Here is an 18,361-nt window from a genome sequence, read left to right on the forward strand (position 1 = left end):
CTCGACTCGGGTTCGATGCAGGTTCGATGCAGACAGTTTTGACGCGGGGGTAGGCGGGGATTCGGCCAGTCCCTGTCGTTGGCGCAACGGAGCGAAAGTCCAGCGACTTCCGCTCTGTTTTTTTATCGCTGGAGTTTCGCGGCTTTCGGTTTGAAACTGGCCGACCACTTCATCGCCGGCAGTTCGACCAGACGGTAGAACACGTAGGCAACCGGCACGGCCACCAGCATGTAGCCGAACGACGGCCAGATCGACATTTGTAGCGACGAGCGGAACAGCAGCGACGACAGCAGCACGAAGATCGGCAGATGGATCAGATACAGCGAGAAGCTGAAATCGCCGAGGCGGGACAGCAGGCGCGTCCCGAACGGTGCGCGCTGCGGCCCGTTGCGCCGGTCCAACGCCTTGTACAGATAGAACGCGAAGCCGATCGCCCACAACTGGAACGCACCGTACTGACCGAAATGGAACGCCACGCAGCCGAGCGCGATGAAACCCGCGGCGAGCACATAGAGCCACACCGGCGAGCGTGATTGCGGCGCGCTGCGGGCGCGCGCGTCCGCGATCCACGCGCCGAGCGTCCATGAGAACCAGTACGACGTGAAGAACTGGATGTCGTGGCGCTCCAGCACATAGGCCGACACCACATTGACCACCGCGACGATCGCCAGCACGGACGTCATGCCGATCCGCCGGCGCAGCGCGAACAGCAGCGGATAGATCGCATAGAACTGCACTTCGAGCGATAGCGTCCACAGCGCGCCGTTCGATCCATACGTTTTGCCGGCCACCCCTTGCAGCGAAAACAGGTTGACGAGGAACGCCTGCAGGCCGATCTCGCGGATCTTGTGACTGACCGGCGGCAGTTGCAGGCTGAACCAGTCGAGCGCAAAGGTCAGCACCAGCGCGGCAAGCAGCACCGGATAGATGCGCGCAAAACGGCGCACCCAGAAATTGGCGGTGTCGAGCCGGTAGGCGGGATTGCTCGCGAGCCGCAGCGCGCCGCCGCGATGAATGCAGTAGCCGCTGATGACGAAGAAAATCGGCACGCCCGCCGAGCCCCACGCAATCGGGAACGTCAGATAAGCGGCCAGCGCATTCAGACTCAACGAGTGGCCGACGCTCTGGTGAAAAGTCTGCATGCCGACCCAGGCGACCTGGCGGCAATGAAAATACGCGACCAGCAGCGCGGCGAAGCCCCGCATCGCGTCGATCACGTGCTCCTTGCCGGCGCTGTCGGCGCGCGCGTCGGCTGGAGCACGTGACGCCGCGGCGGCCGGGCGAGATGGGGAGATGGGCAGGGATGAGGCGGCGGCATCCAGTGCTGAGTCGCTCATGCGCGGTCCTTATTCTGAACGGGGGGAGGCGGATCGCCGGGCGCCGTACGCGCCCGCGACAGATCACATGCTAGAGCACTGCGGCGGCAAAAAAATCGCTAAAAAACGGCATGCCGAATTGAATTGAATGTCGATTTTGTGACGAATTGTAATTGTGCATAAGCGGATGTGGCATCGAATTATTTAGCGCTTTTGTCGTGCTAATTTAAGGCACGGATTTTCTTGACCAGAGGTGAAGTCATGAACCTGCATTTACTCGCCGGCATTGCCGTGCTGCTGATCCTTGCCGCCGCCTCCGCTTACCGTGAGGCGTTGCGCAACGAGCCGATCCGGCGTTACCGGATGAACCCGGGCAAGCTGCCGCCGGTCGACGAAAGCGAGTGACGTGGAGCCGAAACACATGAAGCGCATGCGACCCGCCCGCGCTTCATCGCCATGCTCGCGCATCTATTGCACCGGCGGCCCAGTCAGCCGATGACGTAAAATTTCCGGAATCGCTGAAAAATAATTCGCTTGATCTAAGTAATTGTTTCCTGTCGTTTTCCACTATCTGGCATATTGAAAGCAAATCGATTTATTTATTCCGGTGGAGAAAAATTCGCACGGGAAACAGGCTGGTTTTTTTGCTAGTCTTTCCGGCGACTCGATTGGCCGCCAGGTCCGCGAACACACTAACTTCTAACCGATGTGGGAATGCCTACCATGCTGAAAGTCACCAAAGCCGTGTTTCCCGTAGCGGGCCTCGGGACACGATTCCTGCCGGCTACCAAAGCAAGTCCGAAGGAAATGCTGCCGGTCGTCGACAAGCCGCTGATCCAGTACGCGGTCGAGGAAGCGATTGCCGCCGGCATCACCGAGATGATCTTCGTGACGGGCCGCAGCAAGCGCGCGATCGAAGATCATTTCGACAAGTCTTATGAGATCGAAGCCGAACTCGAGGCGCGCAACAAGCAGAAGCTGCTCGATCTGGTGCGCAGCATCAAGCCGGCCAACGTCGACTGCTTTTACGTGCGCCAGGCCGAAGCGCTCGGCCTCGGACACGCGGTGCTGTGCGCCGAGAAACTGGTGGGCGAGAGCCCGTTCGCCGTGATTCTGGCCGACGACCTGTTGCATAGCTCGAAGCCGGTGATGAGCCAGCTCGTCGACACCTTCAACCACTATCACAGCTCGGTGATCGGCGTGGAAACCATCGCGCGCGAAGACAGCCGTTCGTACGGCGTCGTTGACGGCCGCGAGTGGGAAGACAATGTGATCAAGCTGTCGGGCATCGTCGAGAAGCCGGCGCCGGACAATGCGCCGTCGAATCTCGGCGTGGTGGGCCGCTATGTGCTGATGCCGACCATCTTCAAGCATATCCGCGCGCTGAAGCCGGGCGCGGGCGGCGAACTGCAATTGACCGACGCGGTGCAATCGCTGCTGACCGAAGAGCAGGTGCTTGCGTATCGCTACTTCGGTACGCGTTTCGATTGCGGCAGCAAGCTCGGTTATCTGAAGGCGACGGTGGAATTCGCACTGCGTCATCCGGAAGTGAAGGCGGATTTCGAAGCGTATCTGCAGGCGTATATGCAGGGCAACGCGGAGGCTGGGGTGCCGGCTCAGTTTACGGCTGAAGCGGCTTGAGTGGTCTGAGTGCTTTGAGCGGTTTAAGCTGCACGAGCGACGTTAGCGGCTTATGAGCAACTGCGCCGACTGCTGAGACAAATGGGCAACGCGCGCAGCCGCAACGCGCAACAAGGTTTCGCGCGAAAATCCGCTGCCAAAGAAAACGGGCGCCGCATCAAGCGGCGCCCGTTGTCGTTTCCACCGGCCCGCACTTCACGCGCGGCCCGGCCAACCCAGCCTCAACCCTGCTGCTTCACTTCCAGCCGGAACTTGTGCAGCAACGGTTCCGTATAACCGCTCGGCTGCTGACGTCCTTCGAACACCAGCGCTTGCGCGGCCTTGAACGCGATCGTGTCGAAGCCCGGCGCCATCGGCTTGTAAAGCGGATCGCCGGCGTTCTGCTCGTCGACCACCTTGGCCATGCGCTTGAACGTCTCTTCGACCAGCTCGCGCTGCACCACGCCGTGACGCAGCCAGTTGGCGATGTGCTGGCTCGAAATACGCAGCGTCGCACGGTCTTCCATCAGGCCGACGTTGTGAATGTCCGGCACCTTCGAGCAACCCACGCCCTGGTCGATCCAGCGCACCACGTAGCCGAGAATGCCTTGCGCGTTGTTGTCGATCTCGCTGCGGATCTCGGCGTCGCTCCACTTCGCCGCTTCGACCACCGGAATCGTCAGCAGGCCGTCGAGCAGTTCGTCGCGTACCTTCGCATAATCGGTGCGCTCCAGCTCCTGCTGGATCGCCTGCACGTCGATCTGGTGATAGTGCAGCGCGTGCAGCGCCGCGGCGGTCGGCGAGGGCACCCACGCGGTATTCGCGCCGGCCTTCGGATGCGCGATCTTCTGTTCGAGCATCGCGTGCATCAGGTCGGGCATCGCCCACATGCCCTTGCCGATCTGCGAGCGGCCGCGCAGGCCCGCGCTCAAACCGACCAGCACGTTGCTGCGCTCATACGCGGCAATCCATGTGCTCGGCTTCATGTCGCCCTTGCGCATCATCGGGCCGGCTTCCATTGCCGAGTGCATCTCGTCGCCGGTGCGGTCGAGGAAGCCCGTGTTGATGAACGCGACCCGCTCCGACGCTTCGGCGATACAGGCGAGCAGGTTCACGCTGGTGCGGCGCTCCTCGTCCATGATGCCCATCTTGATCGTGTTGCGCGGCAGCTTCAGCAGGTCTTCGACGCGCGCGAACAGTTCGTTCGCGAACGCGACTTCGGCCGGGCCGTGCATCTTCGGCTTGACGATATAGATCGAGCCGGTGCGCGAGTTCAGCTTGTGCTTGCGATCGTGCAGTGCGCACAGCGTGGTGATGACCGCGTCGAGAATGCCTTCCGGAATTTCGTGGCCGTCTTGGGTCAACACCGCCGGATTGGTCATCAAATGACCGACGTTGCGGATGAACAGCAGCGAGCGGCCATGCAGCACGACCGGCGCCGTGCCGTTCGCGGCGGTGTACACGCGATCGGCGTTCAGCCGGCGCGTGAAGGTCTTGCCGTTCTTCGTGACCTCTTCGGTCAGATCGCCGGTCATCAGACCGAGCCAGTTGCGATACAGCTGCACCTTGTCGTCCGCATCGACGGCCGCGACCGAGTCTTCGCAATCGATGATCGTGCTCACCGCCGCTTCGACGACCACGTCCTTCACATGCGCCGCATCGGTCTTGCCGATCGAATCGTTTGCATCGATCTGGATCTCGACGTGCAGGCCGTTATGTTTCAACAGCACCGCCGACGGCGCGCTCTCGTCGCCTTGATAGCCGATGAACTGCGCGGGCGTCTTCAGCTCGCTCGTACCATTCTTCAGCGCGACGACCAGCTTGCCGCCTTCGATGCTATAGCGCGTCGCGTCGGCATGCGAACCGTTCGCGAGCGGCGCGGCCTGATCGAGAAACTTGCGCGCATACGCGATCACCGCGGCGCCGCGCACCGGGTTGAAGGCCTTCTGCTTTTCCGCGCCGTTCGTCTCGGGGATCGCGTCGGTGCCGTACAGCGCGTCGTACAGGCTGCCCCAGCGCGCGTTCGCCGCGTTCAGCGCATAGCGCTGATTCGACAGCGGCACGACCAGTTGCGGGCCGGCCTGTTCGGCGATTTCGGTGTCCACGTGGTCGGTCGTGGCTTTGACGCTGGCAGGCACGGGCACGATGTAGCCGATGCCTTCGAGAAACGCCCGGTACGCGCGCAGGTCGCGCACCGGGCCCGGATTCGCGCGATGCCAGTTGTCGAGTTCGGTTTGCAGGCGGTCGCGCTCGGCGAGCAGCGCACGGTTCTTGGGCGCCAGCTCGTGCACGAGGGCGTCGAAGCCCGACCAGAATGCGGCGCTGTCGATTCCGGTGCCGGGCAGGGCTTCGGTTTCGACGAACTGGTCGAGGTTGGCGGCGACTTGCAGTCCGCCGCGCGGGTTCATCTGAGTCATCGACTGCTCCATCTTTCTGAATGGGACCGATGAGGGGGCATCGGTCCGCGTTGTTGCCAGGTTATTGCAATGCTATTGCCACGGATTCGCTTCATTGTTGCAAAGGCCGCCGCTGCGAACCGCATCCGGACGAATCCGGACTCAAGCAGCGATGGCCTGAATACCCGCCTTGGCGATCTGCACGTCCTGATCCGACTTGACGCCCGACACGCCGACCGCGCCGACCACCTGACCGTCGACGATCACCGGCACGCCGCCTTCCAGCGTGCCTTGCAGGGGCGCGCTCAGGAAGGCGGTGCGGCCGTTGTTGATCATGTCCTCATAGACCTTGGTTTCGCGACGGCCGATCGCTGCGGTCCGGGCCTTTTCCGTCGCGATGTACGAGCTGGCCGGCGCGCCGCCGTCCAGACGCAGCATTCCGAGCGGGTGGCCGCCGTCGTCGACCACCACGATCGCGACGGCCCACTGATGCTTCTCGGCTTCCGCACGGGCGGCTTCGAGGATGCGGGTCGTTTCGGCAACGCTCAACACGGGTTTGCTCAGCATAATGAATTTCCTGTCTCGGTTATGGTAAGGATGCTTCTACAAGTTCTATCCAGTGACGCACCGGCGTGCGCCCCGCATTGTCCAGGTGCGTCTGGCAGCCGATGTTGGCCGTCACGATCAGCTCCGGCTGGCCGCTTTCCAGCGCATCGAGCCGGTTGTTGCGTAGTCGCTGCGCCAGCTCGGGCTGGGTGATCGAATACGTGCCCGCCGAGCCGCAGCACAAGTGAGCATCGGGCACGGCGGTGAGATCGAAGCCGAGCCGTTGCAGGATCGACTCGACCGCGCCGCCCAGTTTCTGCGCATGCTGCAACGTGCATGGGCAGTGAAACGCGATGCGCCGCCGGGCCTGCGTCGACACCTGCGTCGACGATTCCCCCGGCAATGCCGCCTGCGAATTCATCTGCGCATCCGCAAGCAACTTGTCGAGCGGCGCGTGAGCCAACACCTCGACGAGGTCGCGCGCCAGTTCGCTGACCCGCTGCGCTTTCGACGCATAGCGCGGGTCGTCGCGCAGCAGATGCCCATACTCCTTGACGAACGCGCCACAGCCGCTCGCCGTTTGCACGATCGCCTCGGCCCCGGCCTCGATGGCGGGCCACCACGCGTCGATACTGCGCCGTGCGCGCGCCAAGCCTGCCTCTTGCGCATTCAGATGATAATCGGTCGCCCCACAGCAGCCGGCCCGCTCGGCATTGACGATGCTGATGCCAAGCCGGTCGAGCGCGCGCGCGGCGGCCGCGTTGGTGTTCGGTGACAGCGCGGGTTGCACGCAGCCCTCCAGCATCAGCATCGTGCGCGGATGCCGTAACGTCGGCCGGGCTTTCGGGCGGGCGCTACGCTTGGGGATTTTACGTCCAAGCGCGGCCGGAAGAAACGGCCGCAGCGCGCGGCCGGTCTTCAGCAGCGCGTCGAACCCCGCGGGATGCGGGATCGCACGGCGCAAACCCTCACGCAGCTGGCGTTCGGCGGCGGGCCGCCGGACCCGTCGCTCCAGCTCCGCGCGGCCGATATCGAGCAGCGCACGATAGGTGACGCCGGACGGGCAGGTGGTTTCACAGTTGCGGCAGGTGAGGCAACGGTCGAGGTGCAACTGGGTTTTCTGCGTGACCGGCTCGCCTTCGAGCATCTGCTTGATCAGATAGATGCGCCCGCGCGGGCCGTCGAGTTCGTTGCCGAGCAGTTGATAGGTCGGGCAGGTCGCTTTGCAGAAACCGCAGTGCACGCACGAGCGCAGGATCTGCTCGGCTTCGTCCGCGCGCGACAGGGTTTTGGCGCGGTCGCTGAGATTGGTTTGCATGCTGATGTCCCCCTTCGGAGATTCGCCTTCAGGTTTTCAAAGCTCGGCGTACAGGCGGCCCGGATTGAAGAGGCCGTGCGGATCGAGTTGCTGCTTCAGTTGCCGGTGAAAGCGCAGCAGCGCGGGCGGTAGCGGCATGAACGGCTCGGCGTCCACTCGCGGCGTGAAGCAGATCGCGTGACCGCCCGCCGCTTGTGCGATCTGGCGGATTGTCGCGGCCGGCGCGTCGCTTTTCAGCCAGCGTTGCGCGCCGCCCCAGTCGAGCAGCGTGTCGCCGGGCAGGTCGAACAACGGCGAAGCGTTTGGCAACGACAGCCGCCACAGCGCACGCGGGCCGGCAAAAAACGCCAGACGATGCTCGCGCAAGTCCTCCCAGAAGCGCGGCTCCAGTTCGTTGCCGCCGATGCGATCCACCGCCGACGCCACCGAGCCCACGCCGCCTTCGAGACGCACATGCAGGCGGCCGTCGACGTGACACGCGGCGCTCACCGGCAGCACGGCACGGCGCCACGCCGACAGTTCGCGCAGCGCTTCGCCCGCGTCGAGATCGAGCGCGAGGCAGGCGAGGGCGCGCGGCTTGGGCAGCACCTTCAGCGACACTTCCGTGATCAGTCCGAGGCAGCCGAAGCTGCCGGCAAGCAAACGCGACACGTCATAGCCGGCGACGTTCTTCATCACCTCGCCGCCGAAGCGCAGATGCTTCGCATGGCCCGTGATCACGCGGCAGCCGAGCACGAAGTCGCGCACCGAACCGGACCACGGCCGGCGCGGACCAGCGAGGCCCGCGGCCACCATGCCGCCGACAGTGGCGGCGCCGTCGAAGGCCGGCGGCTCGCACGGCAGCATCTGGCCGGCGGCATCGAGCGTGGCGTTCAGTTCGGCGAGCGGCGTGCCGGCCGACTTCGTGCAGATCACGCGCCGCTACGAGGAGATGATCGCGGCGCATGGCAAGGAGACGAGTGCATCGACTCACGCGCGGCTCGACCACGCGTTTCACCTGGCGATTTGCGAGGCCTCGCATAACCCGGTGCTGTGCATACGCTGAGCTCACTGACCGATCTGCTGCTGAGCTCGGTATTCGCGTCGGTCAACAATCTGTATCACCGCGAGCCGCAAAAGCGCGTGATCGATCGTCAGCATGCGCGGCTTTATAACGCCGTCACCGGCAAGCTGCCCGAACAGGCGCGCAAGGCGGCGGCCGATCACATCGCGAGCGTGTGCGCGAATCTGCGGGAAATCGAACAGGAAGAGCAGCGGCTCGTGCGCGCCACGCTGCGGCTGGAAGGTTGGGAGTAGAGGGCTTTACAATCGAGCCTCGAACCAACCACTCGCGTGCGCGCCACGCGCCCACCACACCATGCCTACCATCAGCGAGCTGTTCGTCTATCCGGTCAAATCCTGCGCGGGCATCGCGCTGCGTGAAGCGCGCCTGCTCGCGACCGGCCTCGAATACGATCGATGCTGGATGGTCACGGATCCGCACGGTGCGATGTTCACGCAGCGCGCGTATCCGCGCATGGCGCTGATCAAGGCCGAGCCAGGCGAGGCGGACCTCGTGCTCAGCGCGCCCGGCATGAGCGAGCTGCGCACGCCGCTCGACGCCGCGCAACTCGACGCGGCGCGCAAGGTGGAGACTTCGGTCTGGAGCGACGCGGCCTACGGCCTCGACACCGGCGCAGCAAGCGCCGCCTGGTTCTCGGAGTTTCTCGGCGTGCCGGCGCGGCTCCTGCGCTTTAACCCCGAGCACGAGCGGACCGTCGATCCGGACTACACCGGCAGCGTCGGCGGCGCCACGACGTTTTTCGCCGACGGCTTTCCGCTACTGGTGGTCGGCCAGGCTTCGCTCGACGACCTGAACGCGCGGCTGAACCACAAGGGCGCGCCGGCTATTCCAATCGACCGCTTCCGTCCGAATGTCGTGCTGACGGGACTCGATGCGTACGAAGAGGACTATGTGGAAACGCTGAACGTCGCTAGCGCGACAGACGGTGAGCAGCGCGTGCAACTGCAAATGGTCAAGCTGTGCGCGCGCTGCCCGATGCCGACCATCGACCAGGCGAAGGGCGCGCCCGACCCCGACTGGCCGAATGAACCGACCGACACGATGAGCCTGTACCGGGCCAAGCCACAGCGCGACGGCGCGCTCACGTTCGGCAACAACGCGCTGGTCGCGAGTGGGGCCGGGGCGTGGCTGCGTGTCGGGCAAGCGGTTGAAGCGGAGTTGGGTTTCGGCGACTGACGAACGCTTCAGGCAGCGTGCGCGATGGCAACATGCGCGAGCGGTTCGCCGCCCTGGATGACCTCTGCCTGATCGCGCCAGGCATCGCGCTCCCCCCACGCGCGCTCGACGCTCTCGCCGATCGCGCTGCCCACCAGAATCACCGCCGGGCTGCTGAAGCCCGCGTGCGTCGCGTCGGCGACGAGCCGGTCGAGGCGGGTCAGCAGGCGCCGCTCGTCGATCCCGCCCGCCCATTGCACGACGGCGGCCGGCGTGTCGGCCGGCAGGCTCGCCAGCAACGCGCTCGCAATACTGCCGATACGCCGCATCCCCATATAGATCGCCAGCGTGGTGCGGGTCGCCGCGAGCGCGGCCCAGTCCGGCTCGCCGTGATCTTCGGTGTGCGCGGTGACGAAGCTCACGCCGTGGCAATGGCGGCGATGCGTGAGCGAGATGCCGAGTCCCGCCGCGGCCGCGAAGCCCGACGAGATGCCGTTGACGATCTCCACCGCGATGCCGGCTTCGCGCAACACCGCCAGTTCTTCGCCGGCGCGCCCGAACAGCAGCGCTTCGCCGCCTTTCACTCGCACCACGTGCAAGCCCTTGAGCGCGTAGCGCCGCATCAGGCGTTCGATGAACGCTTGCGGCGTCGAGCGGCAGCCGCCGCGCTTGCCGACGCGGATCACGCGGGCCTGCGGTGCGAGCGTCACGATGTCGGGATTGGCGAGGTCGTCGAGCAGCACGACGTCGGCGGCCGCGAGCGCTTTCGCGGCTTTGAGCGTGAGCAGGTCGAGATCGCCCGGGCCGGCGCTCAGTAACGTGACCTTGCCGGTGTTCGTGTTCATCGCGGTGTCCTTCGTTTCTGTAGTGTTTCGGTTTTCCAGCCGACGCCAGTCGTCCCGCCAGCGCCAGATAAACAAAACGAAAAACGGCGTCCGCCCGTGATGCTCACGAGGGGACGCCGTTGTCCGTTGCTGCGGTCTGTTTCGTAGCCGGTTTCGTAGTCGGTTCAAGCGGGACGGAGCACGCCATTGTGCTGTGTCCGGTCATCGCGGCCGCGTTGCCTGAATGACTTCGCGCTGGCTCACGCAAGTACCACGCCAGGCATCGGCGACGCACGCGCTATCCCATACCGCGCGTCGCGCGCCGCGCTAAAAACGCAGGGTTTGCGCACCGTTCGCGTGCCCGCGTTGCGCACGTGCACAGTGCTGCGTCGCACCATCCATGTGCCTGGCTGCATCAAAACGCGCCGCGCGTCGGTTTCGCCGCACGGCTGTGCGATTCGCCGCAAAGCCTCGCGCCACGGTCTTCCTGGCCGCATTGCGCACGATTGGCACGGCCTTTGCGTTATGCGTTGCCATCGGATCAACGTGGATCCGGCGCGAGTGCGACACAAAGCACTCGCTGCAGTACAGGTCAGGACAACGGCGTCCCCCGAATTCAGTCATCGACTGGGTTCGCGGGACGCCGTTTTTATTTCCGCAAGCGCTTCGCCCGATACCCGACGGCGACGCCCGACGCTCAGCACATTGAGGACACCGCGCTCATGAAAATCATCGTTATCGGTCACGGGATGGTCGGCCACAAACTGGTCGAGAGCCTCGCGCTTGATGCCGCGCACGGCCTCGACATCACGGTGCTGTGCGAGGAATCGCGGCCGGCCTACGATCGCGTTCACCTGTCCGAATTCTTCGCGGGCAAGACCGCGGACGATCTGTCGCTCGTCGAGCCGGGCTTCTTCGAACGCCAGAACGTGCTGCTCAAGCTGAACGCGAAGGCCGTGGCGATCGATCGCGACGCGCGCACCGTGACGGTGTCGACCGGCGAAACGCTACCGTACGACAAGCTGGTGTTCGCCACCGGCTCGTATCCGTTCGTGCCGCCAGTGCCAGGCCGCGAACGCGCCGATTGCTTCGTGTACCGAACTATCGACGATCTCGAAGCGATGCAGGAATGTGGCGCACGCTCGAAGACCGGCACGGTGGTCGGCGGCGGACTGCTGGGTCTCGAATGCGCGAAGGCGTTGCGCGACATGGGCCTGCAAACGCATGTGGTCGAGTTCGCGCCGCGTCTGATGGCCGTGCAAGTGGACGACGGTGGCGGCCGCGTGCTGCGCACCAAGATCGAAGAGCTAGGCGTGACGGTGCACACGCAGAAGAACACGACGGCGATCGTCGACGGCGAAGCGGGCACGCACCGCATGCAGTTCGCGGACGGCAGCCATCTCGACACCGACATGATCGTGTTCTCCGCAGGCATTCGTCCGCGCGACGACCTGGCGCGCGCATGCGGGCTGACGCTCGGCGCGCGCGGCGGCATCGTGATCGACAACGACTGCCGCACCAGCGATCCGCACATCTATGCGATCGGCGAGTGCGCGCTGTGGAATGGCCAACTGTTCGGGCTCGTCGCGCCGGGTTACGACATGGCGCGCACGGTCGCGAAGCAGCTGCTCGGTGATACGGCCGAATTCGCCGGCGCCGACCTGAGCACCAAGCTCAAGCTGATGGGCGTCGACGTGGCGAGCATCGGCGACGCGCATGGCAACACGCCGGGCAGCCGCGCGTACCAGTTCAGCGACGAGCGCAGGCAGGTCTACAAGAAGCTGGTGGTGTCCGATTGCGGCAAGTATCTGCTCGGCGGCGTGATGGTCGGCGACGCGAGCGAATACGGCACGTTGCTGCAGATGATGTTGAACCGCGTCGAGCTACCCGAAGCGCCTGAATTCCTGATCCTGCCGCAAGCGGACGGCAACGCGAAACCCGCGCTCGGCGTCGAGGCGCTGCCGGCCGCCGCGCAGATCTGCTCGTGCAACAACGTCTCGAAGGGCGAGCTGTGCGCGGCAGTGTGCGCGGGCGCCACCGACATCGGCGCGCTCAAATGCGCGACCGCCGCCGGCACCTCGTGCGGCGGTTGCGTGCCGCTCGTCACGCAGGTGATGAAGGCCGAGATGAAGAAGCAGGGCCTCGCGGTCAATAACCACGTCTGCGAGCACTTCCCATATTCGCGCCAGGAGCTGTATCACATCGTGCGTGTCGAGGGCGTGCGCAGCTTCGGCGAACTGCTCGCGAGGCACGGTCACGGCCTGGGCTGCGAAATCTGCAAGCCGGCGGTCGCGAGCATTCTCGCGTCGTGCTGGAACGAATTCGTGCTGAAGAAAGAGCACGCGTCGCTGCAGGACACCAACGACTACTACCTCGCCAACATTCAGCGCGACGGCACCTATTCGGTCGTGCCGCGCATGGCGGGCGGCGAAGTGACGCCCGACGGCTTGATCGCGGTCGGCCAGGTCGCGAAGAAATATGGCCTCTACACGAAGATCACTGGCGGTCAGCGGGTCGACCTGTTCGGCGCGCGCGTCGAGCAACTGCCGTTGATCTGGGAAGAACTGATCGCGGCCGGCTTCGAATCCGGCCACGCGTACGGCAAGTCGCTGCGCACCGTGAAGTCGTGCGTCGGCTCGACGTGGTGCCGCTATGGCGTCGGCGATTCAGTGGGCCTCGCAGTCGAACTAGAGAACCGCTACAAGGGCCTGCGCACGCCGCACAAGATCAAGTTCGGCGTGTCGGGCTGCACCCGCGAATGTGCGGAAGCGCAGGGCAAGGACGTCGGCATCATCGCGACCGAAAAGGGCTGGAACCTCTACGTGTGCGGCAACGGCGGCATGAAGCCACGTCACGCCGAACTGCTCGCGTCGGATCTGGATAAGGACACGCTGGTCCGCTACATCGACCGCTTCCTGATGTTCTACGTGCGCACCGCCGACCGTTTGCAACGCACCAGCGTGTGGCGCGACAACCTCGAAGGCGGTCTGGACTATCTGATCGACGTGGTGGTCAACGATCACCTCGGTGTGGCCGCCGAACTCGAGTCGGAGATGCAGCACGTGGTCGAGACCTACGAGTGCGAATGGAAGAAGGCCGTCACCGATCCCGAAACGCGCAAGCGCTTCCGTCATTTCGTCAACAGCGGCGAGCCTGACAGCAATGTTCGATTCGTCGAGGAACGCGGCCAGATCCGGCCGGCCACGCCCGCCGAGCGGCAATCGAGGCTCGCGGCGATTCCTGTCGTGGTCGAGACCGTGTGATTTTTTGCGTCGCCTGTTTGCTTCACTTGTTGCCCACTGATTTGCCCACTGATTTGCCCACTAAGCGAGGACTTCCGCCATGAACAACGAACGCGTACCACGCCCCTGGACGGCCATCTGCCAACTCGACGACATCGTGCCGAACACGGGCGTCTGCGCGCTGGTCAACGGCGAACAGGTGGCGGTTTTTCATGTGAACGACGGCAACGCCAACGCCGCCGTATACGCGATCGAAAACTACGATCCGGGCTCGCAGGCGGCCGTGCTGTCGCGCGGGCTGATCGGCAGCCTCGGTGAACGCGTCGTGGTCGCGTCGCCGATCTACAAGCATCACTTCGATCTGCGCACCGGCGAGTGTCTCGAGAGCCCGTCGTATTCCGTCGGCGCGTTCGACACGCGCGTCGAAGACGGCCACGTGTGGGTCGCGGTTTGAGCCGCTGAATTTCTGCAACCTTTTTTTAGAACGACGCCGCCACTCATGTCCTCCACTAGCGTAAAAACCGTGTGCCCCTACTGCGGCGTTGGCTGCGGGATGGTGCTGCACGTCGAGGACGGCCAGGTCGTGAAGATCTCCGGCGACAAGGAGCATCCGGCCAACTTCGGACGGCTGTGCACGAAAGGGCAGTCGGCGCATGTCGCGTTGCGCAAGTCGGGGCGTCTGGAAAGCGCGTTCGTGCGGCATGCGCGCGACGAGGATCCGGTGCCGCTGCCGATGGCGCAGGCGATCAGCACCACGGCGGCGCGTCTGCGCGGCCTGCTCGACGAACACGGACCGGACGCGTTGTCGTTTTACGTGTCCGGCCAGATGTCGATCGAGGCGCAGTACCTCGTCAACAAGCTCGCGAAGGGTTTCGTCGGCACCAACAACATCGAATCGAATTCGCGCCTGTGCATGGCGAGCGCTGGCAGCGGCTACAAGCTCTCGCTCGGTGCGGACGGCCCGCCGGGATCGTACGAGGACATCGATCACGCCGACCTGTTCTTCGTGATCGGCGCGAATATGGCCGACTGTCATCCGATTCTGTTCCTGCGGATGATGGATCGCGTGAAGGCGGGCGCCAAACTGATCGTCGTCGATCCGCGCCGCAACGCGACCGCGGAGAAGGCCGATCTGTTCATGCAGATCAAGCCGGGCACCGATCTCGCGCTGCTCAACGGCCTGCTGCATCTGCTGCACGAAAACGGCCATACGGATGCCGCTTTCATCGCCGACGCCACCGAAGGCTGGGACGCGATGCCCGCGTTTCTCGCCGACTACACGCCTGAGCACGTCGCGCAAATCACGGGCCTCGCCGTCGAGGACATTCGCCGCGCCGCGCAAATGATCGGCGCCGCGAAAGAGTGGATCAGCTGCTGGACCATGGGTCTGAATCAAAGCACGCACGGCACGTGGCACACCAACGCGATCTGCAATCTGCATCTGGCGACCGGCAAGATCTGCCGGCGCGGCAGCGGGCCGTTTTCGTTGACGGGCCAGCCCAATGCGATGGGCGGCCGCGAAATGGGCTACATGGGGCCGGGTTTGCCGGGCCAGCGTTCGGTGCTGGTCGACGCGGACCGCGCGTTTGTCGAAGACCTGTGGGGCATTGCGCCGGGCACGCTGAAGACCGAAGTCGGCAACGGCACGATCGACATGTTCACGCGCATGGCCGCGGGCGACATCAAGGCCTGCTGGATCATCTGCACGAACCCGGTGGCGAGCGTCGCCAACCGGCAGAACGCTATCGCCGGTTTGCGTGCCGCGGAACTCGTGATCGCGCAGGACACGTTCCTCGACACCGAGACCAACCGCTACGCCGACGTGCTGTTGCCCGGCGCGCTGTGGGCCGAAGCGGAGGGCGTGATGATCAACTCCGAGCGCAATCTGACGCTGATGCAAAAGGGCATCGAGCCGCCGGGCGCCGCGTTGCCGGACTGGCAGATCATCGCGCGCGTCGCCTGCGAAATGGGTTTCGCCGCTGCGTTCACTTATGCGAGCGCCGACGAAGTGTTCGCCGAAATCACCCGCGCGTCGAACCCGAAGACTGGCTACGACCTGCGTGGCGCAAGCCATCGCCGTCTGAAGGAAACGCCGTTGCAATGGCCGCTGGCGGCCACCGATTCCGCCGATCGCAATCCGGTTCGCTACCTCAACGACGGCGTGAGCCAAACGTTGAAGGAACTGCCCGACGGCAGCCGTCCACGACTCGTGTTTCCGACCGCGAGCGGCAAGGCGATGTTCTTCGCCCGCGCCTATGCGGCCCCGGCTGAATTACCCGATCGCGAGTACCCGATTGTGTTGAACACGGGCCGCCTGCAGCATCAATGGCACACGATGACCAAGACCGGCAAGGTCGCGATGCTCAACAAGTTGAACCCGGGTCCGTTCGTCGAGATTCATCCCGAAGACGCCGCCACGCTCGGCATCAAGGCGAAGGACCCGGTCGAGGTTCGTTCGCGCCGTGGCCGCGCGGTGCTGCCCGCGCTCGTCACCGAACGCGTGAGCGCCGGCAACTGCTTCGCGCCAATGCACTGGAACGACGTGTTCGGCGACGACCTGTGCATCAACGCGGTGACGAGCGACGCGATCGATCCGGTTTCCCAGCAGCCCGAACTGAAATTCTGCGCGGTCGCGCTGAGTCCGGTCGCGCTCGACACCGTCGAGCCGGTTCTGAATGGCGATGATGAAGTGACCACGGAGACCGATGCAGTTGCCGTTACCGCAAGCGTCAAGGATCAGGACATGCCCCGTATCGATGCACTCACCAGCCTGTTGCAATTGCCACCGACACCCGCGCCGTCGCTCACCGACGCCGAGCGCGCCTACCTGGCGGGCTTCGTCAGTGGTTTGCGTTCGGCCGAAGCGCAGGGTATCGACAGCGTGCCGGTTCTGCCGCGCAGCGCGCCGTTCGATACGGCGACCCGCCTCCATGTGGACGGTCTGCTAGCCGGCCTCTATAGCCGTAGCGCGACGCTCGCGGCCACGCCCGGCGCTGCGCTGCTCGCCAATGCGCAGGCCTATACGCAGGCCGACGCGGCGCAGGCGTCCGGCGTGCGCATTGTGCGCGTGCGGCCGAAGGTGACGCTGCTGTGGGCCTCGCAAACCGGCAACACCGAATCGCTGATCGAGCGCTATGCAACGCGTCTGATGGAGTCGCGCTTCGAAATCCGCACCTCGTGCATGGCGGACTATCAGGCCTCATCGCTCGCCAAAGCGCAATACGTGCTGCTGATGACGAGCACGTTCGGCGACGGCGATCCGCCCGACAACGCGCAAAGTTTCTGGACGCAATTGAGCGCCGACGCTGCGCCGCGTCTGGACGGCGTGCGCTTCGCGGTGCTCGCGCTCGGTGACCGCAACTACGATCAGTTCTGCGGCCACGGCCGCCGTCTCGACGAGCGTCTCGCCGCGCAAGGCGCGCTGCGTCTGATGGACCGCGTCGATTGCGATGGTGAATATCAGGAGAGCGCCGACGCGTGGCTCGAACGCATCATCGTACGTATCAACGAAGAAGATGCGGCGCTGCATGCTGTGCCGGCCGGTGGCATGATCAACGCGGTGGTGCCCGGCGCGGTGCCGACCAAAGCGCGGCCGGCCGCTTCGCGGCTCGTCAGCAATCTGCGCCTGAACCGCCAGGGCACGGCGAAGGACACGCGTTATTTCTCGCTGAACACCGGCGACTCGGGCCTCGAATACGAAGCGGGCGATGCGCTCGGCGTATGGCCGAGCAACTGTCCCGAGCTGGTCGACGAATTGATCAGCCTGAGCGGCCTGAGCGCGGATGCGCCGGTGCACGTGGCGGGCACGGGCGACATGCGTCTTGCGGATGCGCTCGGCAAGCACTACGAAATCGCGCGTCCGGGCGCGGACGCGCTTGCGTTCATTGCCGCGCGCAGCAGCAACGGCGCGCTGCGCGATCTGCTGACGCCCGAGCGCAAGGCCGACCTCAAACAATGGTTGTGGGGCCAGCAGCTCGCCGACGTGCTGCATGAATTTCCGGTGGGTCTTACGGCCGCCGAATTGACCGGCATGCTCAAGCGTCTGCAACCGCGCCTGTATTCGATCGCGTCGAGCCCGAAGGCGCATCCGGGCGAAGTGCATCTGACGGTGTCGGCAGTGCGTTACAACAATGGCCGGCGTCATCGCAAAGGCGTGTCGTCGACGTTTCTCGCCGACCGTGCGGGCGAAACCGACGTGCCTGTGTTCGTGCAGAAATCCGCACACTTTCGTCCTCCTCACCATGCCGACACACCGATGATCATGGTCGGCCCCGGCACCGGCATCGCACCGTTTCGCGGCTTTCTGCACGAGCGGTGTGCACGTGGCGACCGGGGACGCAACTGGCTGTTCTTCGGCGAGCAACATGCGGCCACCGATTTCTACTATCGCGACGAACTCGAAACGATGCGCGACAGCGGCGTGCTGACCCGACTCGACCTCGCGTTCTCGCGTGACCAGGCCGACAAGATCTATGTGCAGGACCGCATGCGCGAACAAGGTGCGCAACTGTGGGCATGGCTCGAAGACGGTGCGCATTTCTACGTATGCGGCGACGCGAACCGGATGGCGCGCGATGTGGACGCCGCGCTCAAGGATGTGGTCGCCACGCACGGCGGCATGAGCGACGAAAAAGCCGCCGACTACGTGAGCCGTCTGGCACGGGACAAGCGCTACGCACGCGACGTGTATTGAGTGGCGGGCCGTTTCGACGCGGCCGGCGCAGTCACGAATTCAAGGTTTCACAGAGTACTCAATCAAGCTTCAAAAGACGGACCCGGATGGCATGGAAGCTGCATGTCATGGCCGGATTTTCAACATCGTGACATGCCGGTGCATGGCGCCCAACGCCATTGCCGGATAGTCGAGAAATCAGTTTTGTG

The 18,361-nt window shown here is 64.6% G+C and carries 12 protein-coding genes and 1 pseudogene; 7 read left to right on the top strand and 6 right to left on the bottom strand.

Annotation, left to right across the window (positions count from 1 at the left end; translation table 11 throughout):
* Positions 1-122: 122 nt before the first annotated feature.
* A complete protein-coding gene (locus HV744_RS04745; protein WP_175148384.1) occupies positions 123-1,337 on the bottom strand; it encodes an acyltransferase family protein in 1,215 nt (404 codons plus the stop codon).
* A gap of 240 nt (positions 1,338-1,577) precedes the next feature.
* Here HV744_RS04745 and HV744_RS04750 point away from each other — a divergent pair, with 240 nt between their 5' ends.
* Entirely contained in the window at positions 1,578-1,721 is a 144-nt protein-coding gene (locus HV744_RS04750) for a hypothetical protein (RefSeq protein ID WP_175148385.1), read from the top strand.
* A gap of 318 nt (positions 1,722-2,039) precedes the next feature.
* Positions 2,040-2,957 carry a UTP--glucose-1-phosphate uridylyltransferase GalU gene (gene galU / locus HV744_RS04755; RefSeq protein WP_175148386.1) on the top strand — a complete coding sequence of 306 codons (918 nt, stop codon included), beginning with the start codon at positions 2,040-2,042 and terminating at the stop codon, positions 2,955-2,957.
* A 221-nt stretch (positions 2,958-3,178) separates the two neighbouring features.
* On the opposite strand, the gene HV744_RS04760 is transcribed toward galU, so the two are convergent.
* The 4 genes from HV744_RS04760 to glcE all read right to left on the bottom strand — a co-directional run bounded on the left by HV744_RS04760 (position 3,179) and on the right by glcE (position 8,111).
* Positions 3,179-5,353: a malate synthase G gene (locus HV744_RS04760; RefSeq protein WP_175148387.1), complete on the bottom strand. Its 2,175-nt coding sequence runs from the start codon at positions 5,351-5,353 to the stop codon at positions 3,179-3,181.
* A 141-nt stretch (positions 5,354-5,494) separates the two neighbouring features.
* Positions 5,495-5,899 carry a heme-binding protein gene (locus HV744_RS04765; protein ID WP_175148388.1) on the bottom strand — a complete coding sequence of 135 codons (405 nt, stop codon included), beginning with the start codon at positions 5,897-5,899 and terminating at the stop codon, positions 5,495-5,497.
* 19 nt (positions 5,900-5,918) lie between these two features.
* Entirely contained in the window at positions 5,919-7,196 is a 1,278-nt protein-coding gene (gene glcF, locus HV744_RS04770) for a glycolate oxidase subunit GlcF (protein ID WP_175148389.1), read from the bottom strand.
* Between the two features lie 36 nt (positions 7,197-7,232).
* On the bottom strand, positions 7,233-8,111 hold the full coding sequence (gene glcE, locus HV744_RS04775; protein WP_246278940.1) for a glycolate oxidase subunit GlcE: 879 nt from the start codon (positions 8,109-8,111) through the stop codon (positions 7,233-7,235).
* On the opposite strand from glcE, the pseudogene HV744_RS04780 reads away from it, so the two are divergent.
* Together HV744_RS04780 and HV744_RS04785 are read left to right on the top strand one after the other, a co-directional pair.
* Positions 8,083-8,492 (top strand): annotated as a pseudogene (locus HV744_RS04780) (FCD domain-containing protein); the annotation flags it as partial. The gene glcE and the pseudogene HV744_RS04780 overlap by 29 nt on opposite strands.
* Positions 8,493-8,553: 61 nt before the next feature.
* Complete coding sequence (locus HV744_RS04785) at positions 8,554-9,435, top strand: MOSC domain-containing protein (RefSeq protein ID WP_175148390.1); 882 nt, start codon at positions 8,554-8,556, stop codon at positions 9,433-9,435.
* An 8-nt stretch (positions 9,436-9,443) separates the two neighbouring features.
* Here the strand turns inward: HV744_RS04785 and cobA are convergent, their stop codons facing one another.
* A complete protein-coding gene (gene cobA / locus HV744_RS04790) occupies positions 9,444-10,259 on the bottom strand; it encodes a uroporphyrinogen-III C-methyltransferase (RefSeq protein ID WP_175148391.1) in 816 nt (271 codons plus the stop codon).
* Between the two features lie 701 nt (positions 10,260-10,960).
* Here cobA and nirB point away from each other — a divergent pair.
* The 3 genes from nirB (at position 10,961) to HV744_RS04805 (ending at position 18,173) form a co-directional block, all read left to right on the top strand.
* Positions 10,961-13,501 carry a nitrite reductase large subunit NirB gene (nirB, locus tag HV744_RS04795; protein ID WP_175148392.1) on the top strand — a complete coding sequence of 847 codons (2,541 nt, stop codon included), beginning with the start codon at positions 10,961-10,963 and terminating at the stop codon, positions 13,499-13,501.
* A gap of 79 nt (positions 13,502-13,580) precedes the next feature.
* A complete protein-coding gene (gene nirD, locus HV744_RS04800) occupies positions 13,581-13,934 on the top strand; it encodes a nitrite reductase small subunit NirD (protein WP_175148393.1) in 354 nt (117 codons plus the stop codon).
* A gap of 45 nt (positions 13,935-13,979) precedes the next feature.
* Positions 13,980-18,173 (top strand): bifunctional nitrate reductase/sulfite reductase flavoprotein subunit alpha, encoded by a 4,194-nt coding sequence (locus HV744_RS04805; protein ID WP_175148394.1) that lies wholly within the window; start codon positions 13,980-13,982, stop codon positions 18,171-18,173.
* The last annotated feature ends 188 nt before the right edge of the window (positions 18,174-18,361 follow it).

Source organism: Paraburkholderia ultramafica (assembly GCF_902859915.1).
Classification (GTDB): domain Bacteria; phylum Pseudomonadota; class Gammaproteobacteria; order Burkholderiales; family Burkholderiaceae; genus Paraburkholderia; species Paraburkholderia ultramafica.